We start from the raw sequence: 21,003 nt of genomic DNA, 5'->3' as shown, positions 1-21,003 counted from the left end.
TCCCAGGCCGGAGGAGCGCGTCCTCCGGCACTCTCTTCATCCGCTGTGGTAAATGCGCTGCGGCCGACCGACTTTGCCGTGAACAATCTCGGCGATGATCAGATGTCGGCTGGCGCAATATTCAAGATAACGTCTCGCGGTGGTGCGGCTTATGGTCAAAGCCTGCGCTACTGTCTCAGCCGTATGTTGCACACCAGGCTCCTTGAACAGTTTTCTCACTGCGTTTAGCGTCAACGCGTCAATGCCAGTTGGCAGCTCATCCTTTGGTTCACCGCGAGCGTAAGCGTTGAACATCTCATCAATTTGCTTCTGACTGGCGCTATCAATGCTTTCCAGCATGTGTCTACGCTGGCGATAACGAGTTAATGTCTGCCCCAGACGCTCATAAGCGATTGGCTTGATTAAATAATCAAACACACCGCAGCGCACAGCCTCAGATACCGTTTCCATATCGCTGGCGGCAGTGGTAAACACCACATCGCCGGGGTAATGCGTCTGCACCAACTCATGCAACAAATTAATGCCTCTACCATCAGGGAGATAGTTATCCAGCAAGATAAGCCCCGGCTTAAAACGCTCGATCATCATTCGGGCCTGCGCCAGGTTTCCCGCCAGCAATATCTGACTGAAGCCGGGAATGTGACGAATATATTCCGCATGCATTTCTGCCAACGGCGTTTCGTCCTCAACGATCAATAGGGTTAATGGAGCTGTCATCAGGTTTCACTTTCGGAATATAGATTGAAAATAAAGTACCGCAGGGATCATTCTCTTCGAGAGTGATAACTCCACCGCAGCGCGTTACATAGCTGGCAATAAGATACAACCCAATGCCATGCTCACCGGGTTCATCAGCACGCGTACTGACGTCCTGCTCAAATATTTTGTCGCGAAGAGACTCTGGAATGCCGCAGCCTTGATCGGCCACTTCGATTACCACGTCGTCGCCTTCATCGCTCAGGTATAATTCGACGGTCTTATTCCCTTTATCACTATGCAGACTGGCTTCGAAGGCATTATCGAGTAAGTTGCCCACTATCGCCGCAAATTCAGTGCTGTCCAGCCCTTGCGGCAGTTGTGAAAGTTGGCTGCCTGGAACAATCGTCATTTTTAGCCCCAGCTCCCGGGCGCGCTGCACTTTACCAAAAAGAAGCCCCGCCACCTGGCGGTCGGCAAATGCTTCACGCAGACTATCAATAAGTTGCTGCTGAGCCTGGGACTCCCCCTGAACCATCGCCAGCACACGATCATACTCTTTCATCTGCAACAGACCATTGAGCGTAGACATCCAATTGAGATGTTCATGACGTAGTGTGCGCAGGCTTTCAACATATTGTTTAATTTGCGTCAGTTGCGCATTAAGGGTAGATATTTCATCTTTACTACGAAAACTAATAATTGCACCTAGCAAATCATCACCAGAACGAATAGCTTCGCGGTTAGCAATAACGCTCAGACCATTAAAATTCGCCACCACATCCTGACGTTTTTCATCAATTTGTTCGGTAAAAAAATCAGCCGGTCTGACAACCTCTGCAATAGGTCTGCCCAGCCACTGCCGTCCGGGGGAACTCAGCCCCAACATTTTTCTTGCGTTGCGGTTGATGGCAGTAATATGCCCATACGGGTCCACCGCAATCAGCCCTTCATAAACCGAACTAAAAAGCGCCTCTTGCTGGCGGACCACGCGCGCAATCTGCTTTGGTTCCATCCCCATCATCTGGCGGCGGATATGCGCAGCTAAGAACCACGACAGCAGCATCAGAATGCCTAACAGCACGACAAACACGCCCACCATCGGTAATAAAAACTCTGCCCGCCAGCTATCGATTTTGCTTACCAGATACCCCACCGACACCACGCCAATGACTTTGCCATCGTCATCAAAGATCGGCGTTTTGGCGCGCATTGCCATACCTATCGACCCTTTGCCGGTGATGAAGTAACTCTCCCCTCTTTCCAGCGCTCCCGGTTTGGTAAACTGCATGGGGTAACCAATCTTTTCCGGATTAGGATGGTAAAGGCGGATCGAATCCCGGTCACCAATCACCACATAATCGAAGTCGGTGTCTCTTTGCAATTTGTTGGCGATAGTCGCCAGCCGTTTGTAGTCACGCATTTTCACTGCGGTGATGATACTGTCATTGGAGGCAATAATTTTCGCCTGATTCATTGCCATGTCACGAACATGAAGCGTTAAATAGTCCTCAAAGCTGGCCGTAAAATATTGCGCCAACGCAGCGATGACAAATATCGAGAACACCAAAATCAGCAAAAAAATACGCAACGGGAACGCCAGTCGTTGGAAAAAAGCAAACTGTTTATTCTCATTAAACTGCAACATTGTTTTCCTTGCGGGGTAAGCCCTGTTTTTTGGCGGATGTAATTAAAATGTTGAATCTCGATTTATAAATATCAAATATGATCGTGACAAATTTCATTCATTAAATCAATTAAATCAATTAAACCTACGGGTCAATTCGTAATTACATTAATTAAAAAACTTAAAACCATTAAATAAATAAAAAACCACTAACTCTATGTGAAATAAATCAAAATTTCACGATGCAATACTCCTTAGGATGTATGGCGAAAGGAGAAACAGAAATACCTCACTCACAACCCTTTCTCTCAACTGAAAATAAAAGGTTATCAATTTGCTACATCGAACAACATTTGTTGCAAATCGATAACAACATGCACCTTCAGGATACTATTTATTATGTTCGGCAATGATATTTTCACCCGGGTAAAACGTTCAGAAAATAAAAAGATGGCGGAAATTACCCACTTTCTGCATGAAAATGATTTGAGTGTTGACACCACGGTCGAAGTATTTATTACCGTAACCCGTAACGACCGCCTTATTGCCTGCGGCGGAATTGCCGGAAATATCATTAAGTGCGTCGCTATTAGTGAATCAGTTCGTGGTGAAGGACTGGCGCTGACATTAGCCACCGAACTGATAAACCTCGCCTATGAACGGCACAGCACGCATCTGTTTATTTATACCAAAACCGAATACGAGACGCTGTTCCGTCAGTGCGGTTTCTATACGTTAACCTGCGTACCTGGCGTGATGGTGTTGATGGAAAATAGCGCCACACGTCTGAAACGCTATGCCGAATCGCTGAAGAAATTCCGTCATGAAGGGAAGAAGATTGGCTGTATCGTCATGAACGCCAATCCCTTTACTAACGGCCACCGTTATCTGCTTCAACAAGCTGCGGCACAGTGCGACTGGCTGCATCTGTTTTTAGTCAAAGAAGACTCTTCACGCTTTCCCTATGACGACCGGTTAGATCTGGTGTTAAAAGGCACCGCCGATATTCCGCGCCTGACCGTGCATCGCGGCTCCGAGTACATCATCTCCCGTGCCACGTTCCCCTGCTACTTCATTAAAGAACAGATCGTCATCAACCATTGTTACACCGAAATTGACCTGAAAATTTTCCGTCAGTACCTCGCGCCCGCGCTGGGCGTTACTCACCGCTTTGTTGGTACTGAACCCATTTGTCGCGTGACCGCTCAGTACAACCAGGATATGCGCTACTGGCTGGAAACACCGACCATCTCCGCACCGCCCATCGAACTGGTTGAAATTGAGCGACTGCGTTACCAGGAACTGCCGATATCCGCTTCCCGGGTACGTCAACTGCTGGTGAAAAACGATCTCACGGCTATCGCGCCACTGGTCCCGGCACCCACTCTGCATTACTTGCAGAATCTGCTTGAACACGCCCGCCAGGACGCGGCAGTTCGTCAAAAGACCCCCGCATAAGAAACAGGTGAAAAATGAAAATAAACCAGCCCGCCGTTGCAGGCACCCTTGAGTCTGGGGATGTGATGATACGCATCGCCCCACTCGATACGCAGGATATCGACCTGCAAATCAACAGCAGCGTTGAGAAACAGTTTGGCGATGCGATTCGCACCACCATTCTGGACGTTCTCGCCCGCTATAACGTGCGCGGCGTACAGCTGAATGTCGATGACAAAGGCGCACTGGACTGCATTTTACGTGCACGACTGGAAGCCTTGCTGGCACGCGCCAGCGGTATCCCGGCGCTGCCATGGGAGGATTGCCAATGATTTCCGCTTCGCTGCAACAACGTAAAACTCGCACCCGCCGCAGCATGCTGTTTGTGCCTGGCGCCAATGCCGCGATGGTCAGCAACTCCTTCATCTACCCGGCTGATGCTCTGATGTTCGACCTCGAAGACTCCGTGGCGCTGCGTGAAAAAGACACCGCACGTCGCATGGTCTACCACGCGCTGCAACATCCGCTGTATCGCGATATTGAAACCATCGTACGTGTTAACGCACTGGATTCTGAATGGGGCGTTAACGACCTGGAAGCCGTCGTTCGCGGTGGCGCAGACGTTGTGCGTCTGCCGAAAACCGATACCGCTCAGGACGTTCTGGATATCGAAAAAGAGATCCTGCGTATTGAAAAAGCCTGTGGTCGCGAACCAGGCAGCACTGGGCTGCTGGCGGCGATTGAATCTCCGCTGGGCATTACCCGCGCGGTGGAAATCGCTCATGCTTCCGAGCGTTTGATCGGTATCGCCCTCGGTGCAGAAGACTACGTGCGCAACCTGCGTACAGAACGCTCTCCGGAAGGAACTGAACTGCTGTTCGCTCGCTGCTCTATTTTGCAGGCCGCACGTTCTGCGGGTATTCAGGCGTTCGATACCGTCTATTCCGACGCCAACAACGAAGCTGGATTCCTGCAAGAAGCCGCCCACATCAAACAACTGGGCTTTGACGGCAAATCGCTGATCAACCCGCGTCAGATTGATCTGCTGCACAACCTCTACGCTCCAACCCAGAAAGAAGTGGATCACGCACGCCGCGTCGTAGAAGCCGCTGAAGCCGCCGCTCGCGAAGGCCTTGGCGTCGTTTCCCTGAACGGCAAGATGGTTGACGGTCCGGTTATCGATCGCGCCCGTCTGGTGCTCTCCCGTGCAGAACTTTCCGGCATCCGCGAAGAATAAGGCAATCAAAATGACGCAGAAAATTGAACAATCTCAACGACAAGAACGGGTAGCAGCCTGGAATCGTCACGCTGAATGCGATCTTGCCGCTTTCCAGAACTCGCCGAAACAAACCTATCAGGCTGAAAAAGCGCGCGATCGCAAACTGTGCGCCAACCTGGAAGAAGCCATTCGTCGTTCTGGTTTGCAAGATGGTATGACCGTCTCCTTCCACCATGCTTTTCGTGGTGGTGACCTGACCGTCAATATGGTGATGGACGTCATCGCGAAGATGGGCTTTAAAAACCTGACCCTGGCATCCAGTTCCCTGAGTGATTGCCATGCGCCACTGGTAGAACATATTCGTCAGGGCGTGGTAACTCGCATTTATACCTCCGGCTTACGCGGCCCGCTGGCAGAAGAAATCTCCCGTGGCCTGCTGGCTGAACCGGTGCAAATCCACTCCCACGGCGGTCGCGTGCATCTGGTACAGAGCGGCGAACTGAACATCGACGTCGCTTTCCTCGGCGTCCCGTCCTGCGATGAATTCGGTAATGCCAACGGCTACACCGGTAAAGCCTGCTGCGGCTCCCTCGGCTATGCAATGGTTGATGCCGACAACGCAAAACAGGTCGTGATGCTCACCGAAGAACTGCTGCCTTATCCGCATAATCCGGCAAGCATTGAGCAAGATCAGGTTGATTTGATCGTCAAAGTTGATCGCGTTGGCGATGCCGCGAAAATCGGTGCTGGCGCAACCCGTATGACCACTAACCCGCGCGAACTGCTGATTGCCCGCAGCGCTGCGGATGTGATTGTCAACTCTGGCTACTTCAAAGAAGGTTTCTCCATGCAGACCGGCACCGGCGGCGCTTCGCTTGCGGTAACCCGTTTCCTGGAAGACAAAATGCGTAGCCGCGATATTCGCGCCGACTTCGCCCTCGGTGGCATTACCGCAACGATGGTTGATCTGCACGAAAAAGGTCTGATCCGCAAACTGCTGGATGTGCAGAGCTTTGACAGCCACGCTGCGCAATCGCTGGCCCGTAACCCGAATCACATCGAAATCAGTGCCAACCAGTACGCTAACTGGGGCTCTAAAGGCGCATCGGTTGATCGTCTCGACGTGGTGGTACTGAGCGCGCTGGAAATTGATACCCAGTTCAACGTTAACGTGCTGACCGGCTCTGACGGTGTGCTGCGTGGCGCTTCCGGCGGTCACTGCGATACCGCAATTGCCTCTGCGCTTTCCATCATAGTTGCGCCGCTGGTGCGCGGTCGTATCCCTACTCTGGTGGATAATGTGCTGACCTGCATTACCCCAGGGTCCAGCGTCGATATTCTGGTCACCGACCACGGCATCGCTGTTAACCCGGCACGTCCGGAACTGGCAGAACGTCTGCAGGAAGCAGGCATAAAAGTGGTTTCCATTGAGTGGCTGCGCGAACGTGCGCGTCTGCTGACCGGTGAACCACAGCCGATTGAATTCACCGACCGCGTCGTTGCCGTCGTGCGCTACCGCGATGGCTCGGTGATTGACGTTGTGCATCAGGTGAAGGAATAAGCCATGCACCTGCTCCCTGAACTCGCCAGCCACCATGCGGTTTCAATTCCCGAGTTGCTCGTCAGCCGGGATGAAAGGCAAGCACGGCAACACGCCTGGCTCAAGCGCCATCCTGTTCCACTGGTCTCCTTTACCGTGGTTGCGCCGGGTCCGATTAAAGACAGCGAGGTCACACGCCGAATTTTTAATCATGGCGTGACAGCCTTGCGCGCTTTAGCCGCAAAGCAGGGCTGGCAAATTCAGGAGCAGGCTGCACTGGTTTCCGCCAGCGGGCCGGAGGGCATGTTGAGCATTGCCGCTCCAGCTCGCGACCTCAAGCTCGCCACGATTGAGCTTGAACATAGTCATCCTCTCGGGCGTTTATGGGATATCGATGTCCTGACGCCCGAAGGCGAAATTCTCTCCCGCCGCGATTATTCGCTGCCGCCTCGCCGCTGCCTGCTATGCGAGCAAAGCGCAGCCGTCTGCGCGCGCGGGAAAACCCACCAACTGACCGATTTACTCAACCGCATGGAGGCGCTGCTGAACGATGTCGATGCCTGCAACGTCAACTAAAACCACAAAGCTTGCTGCGTCATTAATCAATGAATACGCCCTGCTGGGCTGGCGCGCCATGCTGACTGAAGTCAATCTGTCACCGAAACCAGGCCTGGTAGATCGCATTAACTGCGGTGCGCACAAAGATATGGCGCTGGAAGATTTCCACCGTAGCGCACTGGCGATCCAGGGCTGGTTACCCTGTTTCATTGAATTTGGTGCCTGTAGTGCAGAAATGGCACCGGAAGCGGTACTCCACGGATTACGCCCAATTGGTATGGCTTGCGAAGGTGATATGTTCCGCGTCACTGCGGGCGTAAACACGCATAAAGGCAGCATTTTTTCTTTAGGGCTGCTATGTGCAGCAATTGGCCGTTTGCTTCAGCTCAACCAGCCGGTAACGCCCACAACCGTTTGTTCGACGGCGGCAAGTTTCTGCCGTGGTCTGACCGAGCGCGAACTGCGTACCAATAATCAACAACTGACCGCAGGTCAACGGTTGTACCAGCAACTTGGCCTTACCGGCGCGCGCGGTGAAGCCGAAGCAGGTTATCCACTGGTGATCAACCACGCCCTACCGCATTACCTCACTCTGCTGGATCAGGGGCTAGATCCTGAACTGGCATTGCTCGATACCTTGCTCCTACTGATGGCTACCAACGGCGATACCAACGTTGCATCGCGCGGTGGTGAGGGGGGCCTGCGCTGGCTACAGCGCGAGGCGCAAACACTATTGCAAAAAGGGGGCATTCGAACCCCCGCCGATCTCGATTATCTCCGGCAGTTCGACAGGGAGTGTATCGAACGAAATCTCAGTCCAGGCGGCAGTGCCGACCTGCTGATCCTTACCTGGTTTTTAGCACAGATTTAATAATTTAAGCACTTGATAAATTTGGAAATATTAATTTTCGGAGAACCCGTATGTCTTTAGCAAAAGATAATATATGGAAACTATTGGCCCCACTGGTGGTGATGGGTGTCATGTTTCTTATCCCTGTCCCCGACGGTATGCCGCCGCAGGCATGGCATTACTTCGCTGTGTTTGTGGCAATGATTGTCGGAATGATCCTCGAGCCAATCCCGGCAACAGCGATCAGTTTTATTGCGGTTACTATTTGCGTGATTGGCAGTAATTACCTGCTCTTTGACGCCAAAGAATTAGCTGACCCAGCGTTTAATGCGCAAAAACAGGCGCTGAAATGGGGGCTGGCTGGTTTTTCCAGTACCACAGTCTGGCTGGTATTTGGCGCATTTATCTTTGCATTAGGATATGAAGTTTCTGGATTAGGCCGTCGTATTGCCCTTTTCCTGGTGAAATTCATGGGGAAACGCACGCTGACGTTGGGTTATGCGATTGTCATTATCGACATTCTGCTGGCACCGTTTACACCGTCCAACACCGCGCGTACCGGGGGTACGGTTTTCCCGGTCATTAAAAACCTGCCGCCGCTATTTAAATCATTCCCGAACGATCCGTCCGCGCGTCGTATTGGCGGCTATTTGATGTGGATGATGGTCATTAGTACCAGTCTTAGCTCCTCTATGTTTGTCACTGGTGCAGCACCAAACGTGCTGGGTCTGGAGTTCGTCAGCAAAATTGCCGGTATCCAGATTAGCTGGTTACAGTGGTTCCTCTGCTTCCTGCCGGTTGGGGTTATCTTGCTTATCATTGCGCCGTGGCTTTCCTACGTGCTGTACAAACCGGAAATCACACACAGTGAAGAAGTGGCAACCTGGGCGGGTGATGAACTAAAAACCATGGGGCGTCTGACACGCAGAGAATGGACGCTAATTGGCCTTGTGTTGCTCAGCTTAGGTTTATGGGTATTTGGCAGCGAAGTGATTAATGCCACTGCGGTTGGCCTGCTGGCTGTTTCGCTGATGCTGGCGCTGCACGTTGTGCCGTGGAAAGACATTACCCGTTATAACAGCGCATGGAACACGCTGGTCAACCTGGCAACGCTGGTCGTCATGGCTAATGGCCTGACTCGTTCCGGATTTATCGACTGGTTCGCCAGCACCATGAGTACGCATCTGGAAGGTTTTTCGCCAAATGCGACGGTTATCGTCCTCGTGCTGGTGTTCTATTTTGCTCATTACCTGTTTGCCAGCCTGTCAGCGCACACCGCAACCATGCTGCCGGTCATTCTGGCGGTCGGTAAAGGTATTCCGGGCGTACCGATGGAACAACTGTGTATTCTGCTGGTGCTGTCTATCGGTATCATGGGCTGTCTGACCCCATATGCTACTGGCCCAGGTGTGATTATTTACGGCTGCGGCTATGTGAAATCAAAAGATTACTGGCGTCTTGGGGCTATCTTCGGGGGGATTTATATTGCCATGCTGCTTCTGGTAGGCTGGCCGATTCTCGCCATGTGGAACTAATACGTTCGCCAAACGCTGAATAAATCACCGCGCCCGCCAGGTTAGCCAACCTGGCGGGCTTTTTTATGATTTAATAGATAGTATTCAGTGCATGTATGAGTTCCACACCCACTATGAAAATATTCTGGCGTAACGCCGCTTTACTGGCGGCTTCTCTGCTCCCCTTATCTTCTGTCAACGCCGCTGCATTACAGGCAAAACAGTATGGCGATTTTGATCGTTACGTTTTAGCTCTTTCCTGGCAAACCGGGTTTTGCCAGAGTCAGCACGACCGAAATCGTAACGAACGCGATGAGTGTCGACTGCAAACCGAAACGAGCAACAAGGCCGATTTTCTGACCGTACATGGTCTGTGGCCAGGATTACCTAAATCGGTTGCTGCGCGTGGCGTTGATGAACGCCGCTGGATGCGCTTCGGCTGCGCCACTCGCCCAGTCCCAAACCTGCCGGAAGCTCGCGCCAGCCGGATGTGTTCTTCACCGGAAACAGGGTTATCGCTGGAAACAGCAGCTAAATTGAGTGAAGTTATGCCGGGCGCAGGTGGTCGTTCCTGTCTGGAACGTTATGAATACGCGAAACACGGCGCCTGCTTTGGTTTTGATCCGGACGCTTACTTCGGGACGATGGTACGTCTGAATCAAGAGATCAAAGAGAGCGCAGCCGGAAAATTCCTCGCTGATAACTACGGTAAAACCGTGAGCCGCAGTGACTTTGACGACGCCTTTGCCAAAAACTGGGGGAAAGAGAACGTCAAAGCGGTCAAGTTAACGTGCCAGGGTAATCCGGCGTATTTGACTGAAATCCAGATTTCAATCAAAGCTGATGCCATCAATGCGCCGCTCTCGGCAAGCTCATTCTTGCCACAACCTCACCCAGGCAACTGTGGCAAAGCCTTTGTGATTGATAAAGCAGGTTATTGAGATCCAGCGCAGCGGAAGTTAATCCATCACGAAAATTTATCCTTTACGCTGTTTTTCGATTAAGATTTATACAAATCGCTCAGCATTAAGGAATTACCTGAATGTGATGTAAATCACTTCAAAGAGTGAGCAACAGTCAGTATCATCATATGAGCTAAACCCTCGCCGCCTGACGGTGAGGGTTTTCTTTTGGGTATGTTTATCTGCGACAATCGCAGTACCGACGACATGGAGTAAAAATGTCCAGACCAACAATCATCATTAACGACCTGGATGCCGAACGCATCGATATTCTGCTGGAGCAACCTGCCTATGCCGGTTTGCCAATCGCCGACGCGTTAAACGCAGAGTTGGATCGCGCCCAAATGTGTTCGCCAGAAGAGATGCCGCACGATGTGGTGACGATGAACAGCCGGGTTAAATTCCGCAATCTTAGCGATGGCGAAGTCCGTGTGCGTACACTGGTGTATCCGGCAAAAATGACCGACAGCAATACTCAACTTTCCGTTATGGCTCCGGTTGGTGCCGCACTGCTGGGGTTGCGCGTTGGCGATACCATCCACTGGGAACTTCCGGGCGGCGTTGCTACCCACCTTGAAGTGCTGGAACTCGAATACCAGCCTGAAGCCGCTGGCGACTACCTGCTTTAATCCCATCTGCACAAGCGTTATTCGCTTTGCCCGGAGGATGCTTCTGCATCCTCTTTCCGCTCAAATATCAACCAGATTTATCATTTTGCTCTTCACCGCTGCGTTCTAATCTGAACAAGTTATCCACCAGCGGATCCCCCTATGAGCGAAGCTCTCGGTATTACTGCGTTTTATATATTCATTGCAGCAATTCTTGTTGTGGCAGTGCTATATCTTGAGCAACGCTGGTAGTAGCTGACTTAATCCATTTTCCAGATCAATTGCTATCCCAGATCAAATCAACTTCGCAAATCATAGAATCATAATCAATAATATGCTGTTATATGTTCATGCAATAGCAAGGAGGGAATGCTTATGTACAAAACAATCATTATGCCAGTAGACGTATTTGAAATGGAATTGAGCGACAAAGCCGTTCGTCACGCTGAATTTCTCGCCCAGGATGATGGCGTAATTCATTTACTCCATGTATTACCGGGCGCCGCAAGCCTTAGTCTGCACCGTTTTGCTGCTGATGTGCGTCGTTTCGAAGAACATTTGCAACATGAAGCCGAAGAGCGCTTACAGACAATGGTCGGCCATTTCAATATTGATCCATCCCGTATCAAACCACATGTCCGTTTTGGTAACGTGCGAGATGAAGTGAACGAGTTAGCTAAAGAACTGGATGCGGATGTTGTGGTTATCGGTTCGCGAAATCCATCGATTTCAACCCATCTGTTAGGTTCCAACGCTTCCAACGTGATCCGCCACGCCAATCTGCCAGTATTAGTCGTTCGTTAACAAATTAACGCATTTATGACGCCCTGCCCTGAGCAATCCCGGCAGGGCGTTTTTTATAAAAAAAGCCTCCAGGTTTGACCCCGGCGGCTAAGCAATTGCAGGTGAATCTTACTTCTTCTTATGCAGTTTTGGTGCGAATCAAGTAGTCAAAAGCGCTCAGAGAGGCTTTAGCACCTTCGCCAGTAGCGATGATGATCTGCTTGTACGGAACCGTCGTACAGTCACCGGCAGCGAACACGCCTTTGACGTTGGTTTCGCATTTCGCATCAATGATTATCTCACCCATACGATTACGTTCTACTGCGCCTTCCAGCCAGTTGGTGTTCGGCAGCAGACCAATCTGGACGAAAATACCAGCCAGTTCGATGTTGTGAACATCGCCGCTGACACGATCACGATATTCCAGACCAACGACTTTGCTGCCGTCGCCTTTCACTTCCGTGGTTTGCGCATTCAGAATGATGTCGACGTTTTTCAGGCTGCGCAGTTTGTCCTGCAGGACCTGGTCGGCTTTCATTTCTGGGGCAAATTCCAGCAGCGTTACGTGTTCAACAATCCCTGCCAGGTCGATTGCCGCTTCCACACCGGAGTTACCGCCGCCGATAACCGCTACGCGTTTGCCTTTAAACAGTGGGCCGTCGCAGTGCGGGCAGTAGGTCACGCCTTTGGTGCGATACTGATCTTCGCCCGGAACGTTCATGTTGCGCCATTTTGCACCGGTCGCCACGATAATGCTGCGAGCTTTCAGTACCGCGCCGGAAGCCGTTTCAATCTGATGCAAGCCGCCTTCAACCGCTGCCGGGATCAGTTTGCTCGCGCTCTGGCTATCAATCACATCAACATCGTATTCATCAACGTGAACCTTCAGCGCGCCTGCCAGTTTTTGGCCTTCGGTTTTCGGCACAGAGATGTAGTTTTCGATATCAACAGTATCGAGGATCTGACCGCCAAAACGTTCGCCCATCAGACCAGTACGGATGCCTTTACGTGCGGAGTAAATTGCTGCCGCAGCCCCTGCCGGGCCAGAACCGACAATCAGCACATCGTAAGCGTCACGCTTGTTCAGCTCTTCTGCCGCACGTTTTTCAGCGCCAGTATCGATTTTGGCGACGATTTCGGAAATAGTCATGCGGCCCTGACCAAACTCTTTCCCGTTTACGAACACTGCCGGAACGCCCATCACGTTGCGATCGGTGATTTCGTTCTGGAAGGTGCCGCCGTCAATTGCAGTGTGCTTGATGCGCGGGTTCAGTACGCTCATCAGGTTCAGCGCCTGCACCACGTCCGGGCAGTTGTGGCAAGAGAGCGAATAATAAGTTTCGAATTCAAAATCACCGTCAATGTTGCGGATCTGCTCCAGTAGAGACTGCGCTTCTTTCGACGGATGACCACCGGTCCACAGCAGCGCCAGTACCAGCGAGGTGAACTCATGACCCAGCGGGGAGCCTGCAAAACGCGGCCCCTGGTTGGAACCTGGGTTGGTGATCAGGAAAGACGGCTTACGCACCGGCAAGCTGTTATCTTCTTTAAAGGTGACTTTGTCTGACAGTTCTGCGATTTCAGCCAACAGTTCCTTGATTTCTGCCGATTTAGCGCTGTCATCCAGCGTGGCAATCAACTCAACAGGCTTGGTCAATTTCTCAAGGTAAGCCTTGAGTTGAGTTTTCATATTTGTGTCGAGCATGTTTATCTCCTGGGCTTTAAACATCATCATGCAAGCGGCCTTCATCGGCTACCTGGATGCAGCTTGCATCATGATGCGGGGAAGAAAATCGGGTGCCGCAGCACCCGAAGAATTAGGTGAATTTCCGAAGTATTTCGCGCCGGAGTTGGTAGCGCGAAAGACGAAGGAAATTTAGATTTTACCAACCAGGTCCAGAGACGGAGCCAGAGTTGCTTCACCTTCTTTCCATTTAGCCGGGCAAACTTCACCTGGGTGAGAAGCTACATACTGAGCAGCTTTGATTTTACGCAGCAGGTCAGACGCGTCACGGCCAATGCCTTCAGCGGTAACTTCGATTGCCTGGATGATACCCTGCGGGTCAACAACGAAGGTCGCACGGTCAGCCAGACCTTCATCTTCACGCATGTTGTCGAAGTTACGGGTCAGGGCGCCAGTCGGGTCGCCGATCATCGCGTATTTGATTTTCGCGATGGTTTCAGAGCTGCTGTGCCATGCTTTGTGGGTGAAGTGAGTATCGGTAGATACTGCGTATACGTCTACGCCCAGTTTCTGCAGTTCTTCGTAATGGTCTGCAACGTCGCCCAGTTCGGTCGGGCATACGAAAGTAAAGTCAGCCGGGTAGAAGAAGAAGACGCTCCAGCGGCCTTCGGTATCTTTCTCGGTGATTTCGATGAATTCGCCGTTTTTGAATGCCTGGTTTTTAAAAGGTTTAATTTTGGTGTTAATCAAGGACATCTATACTTCCTCCGTGTTTTCGATGAGATGTAAGGTAACCAATTTTTGCCGATTCGGCTAATGCGTTTCCATTATCAAATCGATAAGTTTTACCTTACAACCTTCGTAAGACAACTTTGTGAACTTTGCACCGCCAGCGGCGATAAAAGTAAAATGGGCCTCCTTTCCAGGTGGCCGCGTAACCTGAACTACCCTTTGGTATCTTCAGCGCCTGTTCAGCAGGCTGCGGTGTTGCGATGACGACCGCAATGCCGAGAGGGATTACAACACCCTCATAAACAAAGGGCAATCACCTGTTCTAAGCTCTTACCTATGACAGTGATAGGTTATGCCTTTTACTCAAATTTTGCACTGACTGAAAAGGACAAATTAATGTTAAAAAAGATAATTTTTTTTACCCTGCTACCGGGAATCGTTTACGCCGAAGAGCTTCCCGCCCCCGTAAAAGCGATTGAAAAACAGGGGATTACGATTATTAAATCGTTCGATGCGCCAGGCGGTCTGAAAGGTTATCTGGGGAAATATCAGGACATGGGGGTCACTATCTACCTTACGCCAGACGGTAAACATGCCATCTCTGGCTATATTTACAACGAAAAGGGAGAAAACCTCAGTAACGCTCTTATTGAAAAAGAGATTTACGCGCCTGCCGGACGCGAAATGTGGCAGCGTATGGAACAATCAAACTGGCTACTTGACGGTAAAAAAGACGCGCCGATCGTGGTTTATGTTTTTGCCGATCCTTTCTGCCCATATTGCAAACAATTCTGGCAACAAGCACGCCCGTGGGTTGATGCCGGTAAAGTACAGATTCGTACTTTGTTGGTTGGCGTGATAAAACCAGAAAGCCCCGCCACCGCAGCGGCAATCCTCGCGTCTAAAGATCCGGCAAAAACGTGGCAAGAATATGAAGCATCTGGCGGCAAATTAAAGCTGAACCTCTCCGGGAACGTTACACCTGAACAGATGAAGATTCTCAGTGCCAACGAGGCGTTGATGGACGAACTGGGTGCAAATGTCACCCCTGCGATTTATTACATGAGCCCAGAAAAAACATTACAGCAGGCTGTTGGATTACCAGATAAAAAGACCTTAAACATTATTATGGGGAATAATTAACATTCAATTCATGGATAACTGAAATACATATCACTTTTCAGTTATCCAAATAATAGCAAGTATTGCTCACCTCACGCATATCAACTATGCTAGTTTAGAAAAACTTAATCATAGATTAAGCAAAACAACATAATATATTGAAATACATAAAGCCATATCATTGACTTGATGAATATCATGAAAACAAGTATATGAATGGAGTACATCATGGCTAATCTTTACGACCTAAAAAAATTTGATTTAAACTTACTTGTCATTTTTGAGTGCATCTATCAACATCTCAGTATTAGCAAGGCAGCTGAATCGTTATACATAACACCTTCTGCAGTAAGCCAGTCTTTACAACGTCTACGAGCGCAATTTAATGATCCCTTGTTTACTCGATCCGGTAAAGGGATTGCACCAACAACAACGGGTTTAAATTTGCATCATCATCTTGAGAAAAACCTTAAAAATCTTGAACAAACCATCAACATTGTCAATAAATCTGAGCTAAAGAAAAAATTTATTATTTACGGCCCGCAACTTATTTCCTCAACGAACAGTAGCCTTTTGATCGGATGTCTCCGACAAGATTCGTCCGTAGAAATTGAACATCATGACATTATGATGTCAGCAGAAAGTGCCGAAGATTTATTAGCTTATCGCAAAGCAGATCTGGTCATCACATTAACGCCAGTTATCAGTCGCTCGGTGAGCTGTGTACCTTTTCAATCGATACGCAATACACTTATCTGTAGTTCATCCCATCCGAGAATAACGGAATACAGCAGCCGCGAAGAAATTCTTGATGAAGAGTTTACTTTTCTGATATCAAAAGCATCTGGACTTGAAGATTTTCAGATGGAAATAGAAGCGCTTCTGACAAACCGAAAAATAGCATTCCGTAGTTCTTCACTGTTTACTATCATCAATACTATTGCGGTAACCGATTTATTGGGCATTGTTCCCGTTGAGTTATATCGCAGCAATCAAAAGAACCTACAATTAAAACAAATAAAGCTAGAGCAAAACCTACCCTCTAATACGCTTTATATCTCCTATAACAAATCATCATTAAACAATCTGGGATTCTCCCGATTTATTGATCGCTTAAATGACAATTTATCCTGAACACCGTTCAATAAGGACAATGCTCCTCATAAAAAATTCAGCCGATGAATATAAAATGAGATATCTTATTTTAATTTGTTACTACTATAATCAGAAAACTATCGCACTATTCTCCAGATCACGTTAAGAGAGCGTTTTCAGATGTCCATTTATAAAATTCCGCTTCCGCTCAATATTCTGGAAGCTGCACAAGAGCGTATTACCTGGACACTCAACACCCTACCCCGCGTTTGTGTCTCATTTTCTGGCGGTAAAGATTCAGGCTTAATGCTTCATCTAACCGCGAATCTGGCCAGAAAAATGGGAAAAAAAATATACGTTCTGTTTATCGACTGGGAAGCACAGTTTTCTTTAACTATTCACTATATTCAGTCCCTACGAGAGCAGTATGCTGATGTCATTGAAGAATTTTATTGGGTAGCGCTGCCTCTTACGACGCAAAACTCTCTTTCTCAGTATCAACCCGAATGGCAATGCTGGGAACCTGATGTTGAATGGGTACGCCTGCCCCCGGAAGATGCGATAACCGATCCGACATTTTTCTCGTTTTATCAACCGGGTATGACGTTTGAACATTTCGTGCGTGAATTTGCCGAATGGTTTTCGCAAAAACGTCCGGCGGCCATGATGATCGGCATCCGGGCTGACGAGTCCTATAACCGTTTCGTTGCTATCGCCAGTTCGAATAAACAGCGTTTTGCCGACGATAAACCCTGGACTACGGCCGCACCAGGCGGTCATAGCTGGTACATTTACCCCATCTACGACTGGAAAGTGGCTGATATCTGGACCTGGTATGCAAATCATCAAAGTCTCTGCAACCCACTGTATAACCTAATGTATCAGGCAGGCGTCCCTCTGCGTCAGATGCGAATTTGCGAACCTTTTGGCCCGGAGCAACGGCAGGGATTATGGCTCTATCACGTTATCGAACCGGATCGCTGGGCTGCTATGTGCGCACGAGTCAGCGGTGTAAAAAGCGGCGGAATTTACGCCGGACATGACAATCATTTCTATGGGCATCGGAAAATCCTCAAGCCAGAGCATTTAGACTGGCAAGAGTATGCATTATTGCTGCTCGATAGCATGCCGGAGAAAACAGCTGAGCATTACCGCAATAAAATCGCCATTTATTTGCACTGGTATCAGAAAAAAGGCATCGAGGTTCCACAAACCCTGCAAGGGGACATTGGCACGAAAGATATCCCCTCCTGGCGGCGAATATGCAAAGTTTTACTCAATAACGATTACTGGTGCCGGGCATTATCATTTAGTCCTACGAAAGCGAAGAACTATCAGCGTTATAACGAACGGATAAAAGGAAAACGTCAGGAATGGGGGATACTATGCAACAACGATTAACGCAGGATTTAACCCAATTTCTCGCCAGCTTGCCGGAAGGCGATCGCATCAAAGCGATTAATGAAATCCGCATGGCGATCCATCAGGTTAGCCCCTTTCGTGAAGAGCCCGTGGATTGCGTTCTGTGGGTTAAAAATAGCCAACTCGTGCCGAATGATTACAACCCCAATAATGTGGCACCGCCAGAGAAGAAGCTGCTAAAAAAATCCATTGAAATTGATGGTTTTACCCAACCTATTGTGGTGACTAACACTCAATCTGACACAATGGAGATTGTTGATGGCTTTCACCGTCATGAAATTGGTAAAGGATCTAACACGTTAAAAACGCGCTTAAAAGGGTATTTACCGGTTACCTGTCTGGGAGGGGATCGTAACGAGTGCATCGCTGCAACAATTCGCCACAACCGCGCTCGTGGACGCCATCAAATCACCGCCATGTCAGAAATCGTCCGTGAACTCAGCCAGTTGGGATGGGACGACAATAAAATCGGCAAAGAACTGGGAATGGATAGCGACGAAGTGCTGCGCCTGAAGCAAATTAACGGCCTGCAAGAACTGTTTGCCGACCGTCAATATTCCCGCGCCTGGACTGTCAAATAACTAAAGCTGGCGCAGGCGTTCAGCTGCTGCCAGCAACGTCGATTCCTTCTTGGCAAAACAGAGACGAATCAGTTTATGGGGGAAGGGATCGGCGCAAAATACCGATAGCGGGATCGCCGCCACGCCATGCTCCCGCGTCAGCCACTGGCAAAACTCAACATCATCCAGCGTAGACACGGCGCTGTATTCCACCAGCAAAAAGTAAGTACCTTCGCAGGGTAGTATCTCCAGCCGACTTTCACTTAAGGCGTTCACCAGAATATCGCGTTTCTGGCGATAAAAGTCCGGTAACGCAAGATAATGCTCAGGTTCTGCACGTAGCATATCCGCAAGCGCCAGCTGCGCCGGGGTATTCACCGAAAAGGTCAGATATTGATGCACTTTGCGGATTTCGGCGCTGATGGGCGCAGGCGCAACGCAATAGCCCACTTTCCAGCCGGTCATATGATAGGTCTTGCCAAATGAAGAAACTGCCACCGCCCGCTCACGCAACTGCGGATGCGCCAGCACGCTGGCATGGCCCTGCTGTGAAAAGTTGATGTGCTCGTACACTTCATCACTAATAACAAAAATCTCGTGCCCGGCAATTGCCTGCCACAAAGCGGCGAAATCAGCCTGCTGCCAGACGGTGGCGCTGGGATTATGCGGCGTATTGAGGATCACCAGTCGGGTGCGCTCGCTTAACAATGCGGCAAATTCCTGCCAGTCAACGCGAAAATGCGGAGGTTGCAGTGCAATACGTTTCACTATTCCCCCAGAAAGCGCGATGGCGGGGGCGTAACTGTCATAGCTGGGATCAAAGCAAATCACTTCATCACCATTGCGCACCAATGCGGTAATCGCTGCATATAACGCTTCCGTCGCCCCTGCCGTTACGGTGATATCGCTATCGGCATCTGGTTGATAGCCATACAGCCGCGCGGTTTTCTGAGCAATCGCCTCGCGCAATGCCTGCACGCCGGCCATGGGCGCGTATTGATTTGCCCCCTGGGCAACGTGGTACGCCAGCCGCTCCTGTAAATAGCGCGGACCATCAAAATCAGGAAAGCCTTGCGACAGGTTAATCGCCTGGTGTTGCTGCGCCAGTGCGCTCATCTGGGTGAAAATAGTGGTGCCAAGTTGTGGAAGTTTGCTTTGTGGAATCAGAGGGTTATTTGTCATTTTTATTGTACCTGACGAAGTTGCGTGTTGAAGGCACTATAACACGATGCTAGTATTTGGCAATCAAGACGTTTAGATGTCTAAATAAAACAATAAGGACAACACAACATGCCTCACAATCCCATCCGCGTCGTCGTCGGCCCGGCTAACTACTTTTCACATCCAGGAAGTCTCAATCACCTGCACGATTTTTTCACTGATGAACAGCTTTCTCGCGCGGTGTGGATCTACGGCGAACGCGCCATTGCTGCGGCGCAAACCAAACTTCCGCCAGCGTTTGGGCTGCCAGGGGCAAAGCATATTTTGTTTCGCGGTCATTGCAGCGAAAGCGATGTACAACAACTGGCGGCTGAGTCCGGTGACGATCGCAGCGTGGTGATTGGCGTCGGGGGCGGTGCACTGCTCGACACCGCGAAAGCCCTCGCCCGCCGTCTCGGTCTGCCGTTTGTTGCCGTTCCGACGATCGCCACTACCTGCGCAGCCTGGACACCGCTCTCCGTCTGGTATAACGATGCCGGACAGGCGCTGCATTATGAGATTTTCGACGACGCCAATTTTATGGTGCTGGTGGAACCGGAGATTATCCTCAATGCACCGCAACAATATCTGCTGGCGGGGATCGGTGACACGCTGGCGAAATGGTATGAAGCGGTAGTACTGGCCCCGCAACCAGAAACGTTGCCGCTAACCGTGCGTCTGGGGATTAATAACGCGCAGGCCATTCGCGACGTCTTGTTAAACAGTAGCGAGCAGGCGCTTGCCGATCAGCAAAATCAGCAGTTAACACAATCATTTTGCGATGTGGTGGATGCCATTATTGCCGGAGGCGGAATGGTCGGTGGTCTGGGCGATCGTTTTACGCGTGTGGCGGCGGCCCATGCCGCGCACAACGGTCTGACTGTACTGCCGCAAACCGAGAAGTTTCTCCACGGCACCAAAGTTGCCTACGGTATTCTGGTGCAAAGCGCCTTGCTGGGCCAGGATGATGTGCTGGCGCAATTAACCGGGGCGTATCAGCGTTTTCATCTGCCGACTACGCTGGCGGAGTTGGAAGTGGATATCAATAATCAGGCGGAGATCGACAAAGTGATTACCCACACCTTACGTCCGGTGGAATCCATTCATTACCTGCCAGTCACGCTGACACCTGATACCTTGCGTGCAGCGTTCGAAAAAGTGGAATCGTTTAAAGCCTGACATACAAATTTAGCAGCAGCGCGCGCCGCCTTTTCCACCGTAGCGCGCGTCCTGCCGCTCACGGAAAAACTCCTCGTAGGTCATCGGCGTTTGATCAGGATGGTTAACCCGCATATGTTCGACATAGTTGTCGTAATCAGGCATACCGATCATCAGCTTCGCCGCCTGACCTAAATATTTTCCGGCTTTTGCCAGTGAATCAAACATCTAAACCT

General features: G+C 50.2%; 22 protein-coding genes. 16 read left to right on the top strand and 6 right to left on the bottom strand.

Features of this window, described 5'->3' with window-relative positions; genetic code table 11:
• Nucleotides 1–36 precede the first annotated feature (36 nt).
• Together dpiA and dpiB are read right to left on the bottom strand one after the other, a co-directional pair.
• The gene (gene dpiA / locus FEK46_RS14800; RefSeq protein WP_130206469.1) at nucleotides 37–717 is read right to left on the bottom strand and encodes a two-component response regulator DpiA; all 681 of its coding nucleotides are present in this window, start codon (nucleotides 715–717) and stop codon (nucleotides 37–39) included.
• Nucleotides 686–2,344 (bottom strand): sensor histidine kinase DpiB, encoded by a 1,659-nt coding sequence (gene dpiB / locus FEK46_RS14795; RefSeq protein ID WP_135559945.1) that lies wholly within the window; start codon nucleotides 2,342–2,344, stop codon nucleotides 686–688. The genes dpiA and dpiB overlap by 32 nt, the downstream gene beginning before the upstream one ends.
• Nucleotides 2,345–2,722: 378 nt before the next feature.
• Here dpiB and citC point away from each other — a divergent pair, with 378 nt between their 5' ends.
• From citC to uspG, 10 genes are all read left to right on the top strand, one after another.
• Entirely contained in the window at nucleotides 2,723–3,781 is a 1,059-nt protein-coding gene (citC, locus tag FEK46_RS14790; protein ID WP_135559946.1) for a [citrate (pro-3S)-lyase] ligase, read from the top strand.
• 14 nt (nucleotides 3,782–3,795) lie between these two features.
• Nucleotides 3,796–4,092: a citrate lyase acyl carrier protein gene (gene citD, locus FEK46_RS14785; RefSeq protein ID WP_000700703.1), complete on the top strand. Its 297-nt coding sequence runs from the start codon at nucleotides 3,796–3,798 to the stop codon at nucleotides 4,090–4,092.
• Nucleotides 4,089–4,997 carry a citrate (pro-3S)-lyase subunit beta gene (gene citE / locus FEK46_RS14780; RefSeq protein WP_000622357.1) on the top strand — a complete coding sequence of 303 codons (909 nt, stop codon included), beginning with the start codon at nucleotides 4,089–4,091 and terminating at the stop codon, nucleotides 4,995–4,997. Before citD ends, citE begins: the two co-directional genes overlap by 4 nt.
• Before the next feature lie 10 nt (nucleotides 4,998–5,007).
• Nucleotides 5,008–6,540 carry a citrate lyase subunit alpha gene (gene citF / locus FEK46_RS14775; protein ID WP_096987655.1) on the top strand — a complete coding sequence of 511 codons (1,533 nt, stop codon included), beginning with the start codon at nucleotides 5,008–5,010 and terminating at the stop codon, nucleotides 6,538–6,540.
• Between the two features lie 3 nt (nucleotides 6,541–6,543).
• On the top strand, nucleotides 6,544–7,095 hold the full coding sequence (gene citX / locus FEK46_RS14770; protein ID WP_000550408.1) for a citrate lyase holo-[acyl-carrier protein] synthase: 552 nt from the start codon (nucleotides 6,544–6,546) through the stop codon (nucleotides 7,093–7,095).
• Entirely contained in the window at nucleotides 7,070–7,948 is an 879-nt protein-coding gene (citG, locus tag FEK46_RS14765; protein WP_135559947.1) for a triphosphoribosyl-dephospho-CoA synthase CitG, read from the top strand. The genes citX and citG overlap by 26 nt, the downstream gene beginning before the upstream one ends.
• A 50-nt stretch (nucleotides 7,949–7,998) precedes the next feature.
• The gene (gene citT / locus FEK46_RS14760; RefSeq protein WP_135559948.1) at nucleotides 7,999–9,462 is read left to right on the top strand and encodes a citrate/succinate antiporter CitT; all 1,464 of its coding nucleotides are present in this window, start codon (nucleotides 7,999–8,001) and stop codon (nucleotides 9,460–9,462) included.
• A gap of 113 nt (nucleotides 9,463–9,575) precedes the next feature.
• Nucleotides 9,576–10,382, top strand: coding sequence for a ribonuclease I (rna, locus tag FEK46_RS14755; protein ID WP_130206457.1), 807 nt, complete (start codon nucleotides 9,576–9,578; stop codon nucleotides 10,380–10,382).
• Between the two features lie 239 nt (nucleotides 10,383–10,621).
• Entirely contained in the window at nucleotides 10,622–11,032 is a 411-nt protein-coding gene (rnk, locus tag FEK46_RS14750) for a nucleoside diphosphate kinase regulator (protein ID WP_130206455.1), read from the top strand.
• A 354-nt stretch (nucleotides 11,033–11,386) separates the two neighbouring features.
• Nucleotides 11,387–11,815 carry a universal stress protein UspG gene (gene uspG / locus FEK46_RS14745; protein WP_130206453.1) on the top strand — a complete coding sequence of 143 codons (429 nt, stop codon included), beginning with the start codon at nucleotides 11,387–11,389 and terminating at the stop codon, nucleotides 11,813–11,815.
• A gap of 118 nt (nucleotides 11,816–11,933) precedes the next feature.
• Here uspG and ahpF read toward each other — a convergent pair whose 3' ends face one another.
• Nucleotides 11,934–13,499 carry an alkyl hydroperoxide reductase subunit F gene (ahpF, locus tag FEK46_RS14740; protein ID WP_135559949.1) on the bottom strand — a complete coding sequence of 522 codons (1,566 nt, stop codon included), beginning with the start codon at nucleotides 13,497–13,499 and terminating at the stop codon, nucleotides 11,934–11,936.
• Between ahpF and FEK46_RS23415 the strand changes: the two genes are divergently transcribed.
• The gene (locus FEK46_RS23415) at nucleotides 13,498–13,674 is read left to right on the top strand and encodes a hypothetical protein (protein WP_165383272.1); all 177 of its coding nucleotides are present in this window, start codon (nucleotides 13,498–13,500) and stop codon (nucleotides 13,672–13,674) included. The genes ahpF and FEK46_RS23415 overlap by 2 nt on opposite strands.
• On the opposite strand, the gene ahpC is transcribed toward FEK46_RS23415, so the two are convergent.
• On the bottom strand, nucleotides 13,671–14,234 hold the full coding sequence (gene ahpC / locus FEK46_RS14735) for an alkyl hydroperoxide reductase subunit C (RefSeq protein WP_000052796.1): 564 nt from the start codon (nucleotides 14,232–14,234) through the stop codon (nucleotides 13,671–13,673). The genes FEK46_RS23415 and ahpC overlap by 4 nt on opposite strands.
• 372 nt (nucleotides 14,235–14,606) lie before the next feature.
• On the opposite strand from ahpC, the gene dsbG reads away from it, so the two are divergent.
• The 4 genes from dsbG to FEK46_RS14715 all read left to right on the top strand — a co-directional run bounded on the left by dsbG (nucleotide 14,607) and on the right by FEK46_RS14715 (nucleotide 18,430).
• Nucleotides 14,607–15,353 (top strand): thiol:disulfide interchange protein DsbG, encoded by a 747-nt coding sequence (gene dsbG, locus FEK46_RS14730; protein ID WP_135559950.1) that lies wholly within the window; start codon nucleotides 14,607–14,609, stop codon nucleotides 15,351–15,353.
• A 207-nt stretch (nucleotides 15,354–15,560) separates the two neighbouring features.
• On the top strand, nucleotides 15,561–16,466 hold the full coding sequence (locus tag FEK46_RS14725) for a LysR family transcriptional regulator (RefSeq protein ID WP_130206447.1): 906 nt from the start codon (nucleotides 15,561–15,563) through the stop codon (nucleotides 16,464–16,466).
• Between the two features lie 141 nt (nucleotides 16,467–16,607).
• The gene (locus tag FEK46_RS14720) at nucleotides 16,608–17,828 is read left to right on the top strand and encodes a phosphoadenosine phosphosulfate reductase (RefSeq protein WP_135559951.1); all 1,221 of its coding nucleotides are present in this window, start codon (nucleotides 16,608–16,610) and stop codon (nucleotides 17,826–17,828) included.
• Nucleotides 17,801–18,430: a ParB/RepB/Spo0J family partition protein gene (locus tag FEK46_RS14715; RefSeq protein WP_135559952.1), complete on the top strand. Its 630-nt coding sequence runs from the start codon at nucleotides 17,801–17,803 to the stop codon at nucleotides 18,428–18,430. The genes FEK46_RS14720 and FEK46_RS14715 overlap by 28 nt, the downstream gene beginning before the upstream one ends.
• Here FEK46_RS14715 and ybdL read toward each other — a convergent pair whose 3' ends face one another.
• Nucleotides 18,431–19,591 (bottom strand): methionine-oxo-acid transaminase, encoded by a 1,161-nt coding sequence (gene ybdL, locus FEK46_RS14710; protein WP_135559953.1) that lies wholly within the window; start codon nucleotides 19,589–19,591, stop codon nucleotides 18,431–18,433. It abuts the gene before it with no gap.
• A gap of 108 nt (nucleotides 19,592–19,699) precedes the next feature.
• Between ybdL and hcxA the strand changes: the two genes are divergently transcribed.
• Nucleotides 19,700–20,788: a hydroxycarboxylate dehydrogenase HcxA gene (gene hcxA, locus FEK46_RS14705; protein WP_135559954.1), complete on the top strand. Its 1,089-nt coding sequence runs from the start codon at nucleotides 19,700–19,702 to the stop codon at nucleotides 20,786–20,788.
• 9 nt (nucleotides 20,789–20,797) lie between these two features.
• On the opposite strand, the gene FEK46_RS14700 is transcribed toward hcxA, so the two are convergent.
• Nucleotides 20,798–20,995: a YbdD/YjiX family protein gene (locus FEK46_RS14700; protein WP_000460431.1), complete on the bottom strand. Its 198-nt coding sequence runs from the start codon at nucleotides 20,993–20,995 to the stop codon at nucleotides 20,798–20,800.
• Between the last annotated feature and the right edge of the window lie 8 nt (nucleotides 20,996–21,003).

Origin of the sequence: Escherichia sp. E4736 (genome assembly GCF_005781225.1) — a bacterium.
In the GTDB taxonomy this organism is placed as follows: domain Bacteria; phylum Pseudomonadota; class Gammaproteobacteria; order Enterobacterales; family Enterobacteriaceae; genus Escherichia.
This window is presented reverse-complemented; position numbering and strand designations above follow the sequence as displayed.

Excerpts from the sequence above, each read along its gene's own strand:
- uspG (WP_130206453.1), top strand. The coding sequence starts at position 11,387 with ATGTACAAAACAATCATTATGCCAGTAGACGTATTTGAAATGGAATTG.
- hcxA (WP_135559954.1), top strand. The coding sequence starts at position 19,700 with ATGCCTCACAATCCCATCCGCGTCGTCGTCGGCCCGGCTAACTACTTT.
- FEK46_RS14700 (WP_000460431.1), bottom strand. The coding sequence starts at position 20,995 with ATGTTTGATTCACTGGCAAAAGCCGGAAAATATTTAGGTCAGGCGGCG.
- FEK46_RS14725 (WP_130206447.1), top strand. The coding sequence starts at position 15,561 with ATGGCTAATCTTTACGACCTAAAAAAATTTGATTTAAACTTACTTGTC.
- citT (WP_135559948.1), top strand. The coding sequence starts at position 7,999 with ATGTCTTTAGCAAAAGATAATATATGGAAACTATTGGCCCCACTGGTG.
- citG (WP_135559947.1), top strand. The coding sequence starts at position 7,070 with ATGTCGATGCCTGCAACGTCAACTAAAACCACAAAGCTTGCTGCGTCA.
- rnk (WP_130206455.1), top strand. The coding sequence starts at position 10,622 with ATGTCCAGACCAACAATCATCATTAACGACCTGGATGCCGAACGCATC.
- dsbG (WP_135559950.1), top strand. The coding sequence starts at position 14,607 with ATGTTAAAAAAGATAATTTTTTTTACCCTGCTACCGGGAATCGTTTAC.
- rna (WP_130206457.1), top strand. The coding sequence starts at position 9,576 with ATGAAAATATTCTGGCGTAACGCCGCTTTACTGGCGGCTTCTCTGCTC.
- dpiA (WP_130206469.1), bottom strand. The coding sequence starts at position 717 with ATGACAGCTCCATTAACCCTATTGATCGTTGAGGACGAAACGCCGTTG.
- citX (WP_000550408.1), top strand. The coding sequence starts at position 6,544 with ATGCACCTGCTCCCTGAACTCGCCAGCCACCATGCGGTTTCAATTCCC.
- dpiB (WP_135559945.1), bottom strand. The coding sequence starts at position 2,344 with ATGTTGCAGTTTAATGAGAATAAACAGTTTGCTTTTTTCCAACGACTG.
- ybdL (WP_135559953.1), bottom strand. The coding sequence starts at position 19,591 with ATGACAAATAACCCTCTGATTCCACAAAGCAAACTTCCACAACTTGGC.
- citD (WP_000700703.1), top strand. The coding sequence starts at position 3,796 with ATGAAAATAAACCAGCCCGCCGTTGCAGGCACCCTTGAGTCTGGGGAT.
- FEK46_RS23415 (WP_165383272.1), top strand. The coding sequence starts at position 13,498 with ATGTTTATCTCCTGGGCTTTAAACATCATCATGCAAGCGGCCTTCATC.
- FEK46_RS14715 (WP_135559952.1), top strand. The coding sequence starts at position 17,801 with ATGGGGGATACTATGCAACAACGATTAACGCAGGATTTAACCCAATTT.
- ahpF (WP_135559949.1), bottom strand. The coding sequence starts at position 13,499 with ATGCTCGACACAAATATGAAAACTCAACTCAAGGCTTACCTTGAGAAA.
- FEK46_RS14720 (WP_135559951.1), top strand. The coding sequence starts at position 16,608 with ATGTCCATTTATAAAATTCCGCTTCCGCTCAATATTCTGGAAGCTGCA.
- citC (WP_135559946.1), top strand. The coding sequence starts at position 2,723 with ATGTTCGGCAATGATATTTTCACCCGGGTAAAACGTTCAGAAAATAAA.
- citF (WP_096987655.1), top strand. The coding sequence starts at position 5,008 with ATGACGCAGAAAATTGAACAATCTCAACGACAAGAACGGGTAGCAGCC.
- ahpC (WP_000052796.1), bottom strand. The coding sequence starts at position 14,234 with ATGTCCTTGATTAACACCAAAATTAAACCTTTTAAAAACCAGGCATTC.
- citE (WP_000622357.1), top strand. The coding sequence starts at position 4,089 with ATGATTTCCGCTTCGCTGCAACAACGTAAAACTCGCACCCGCCGCAGC.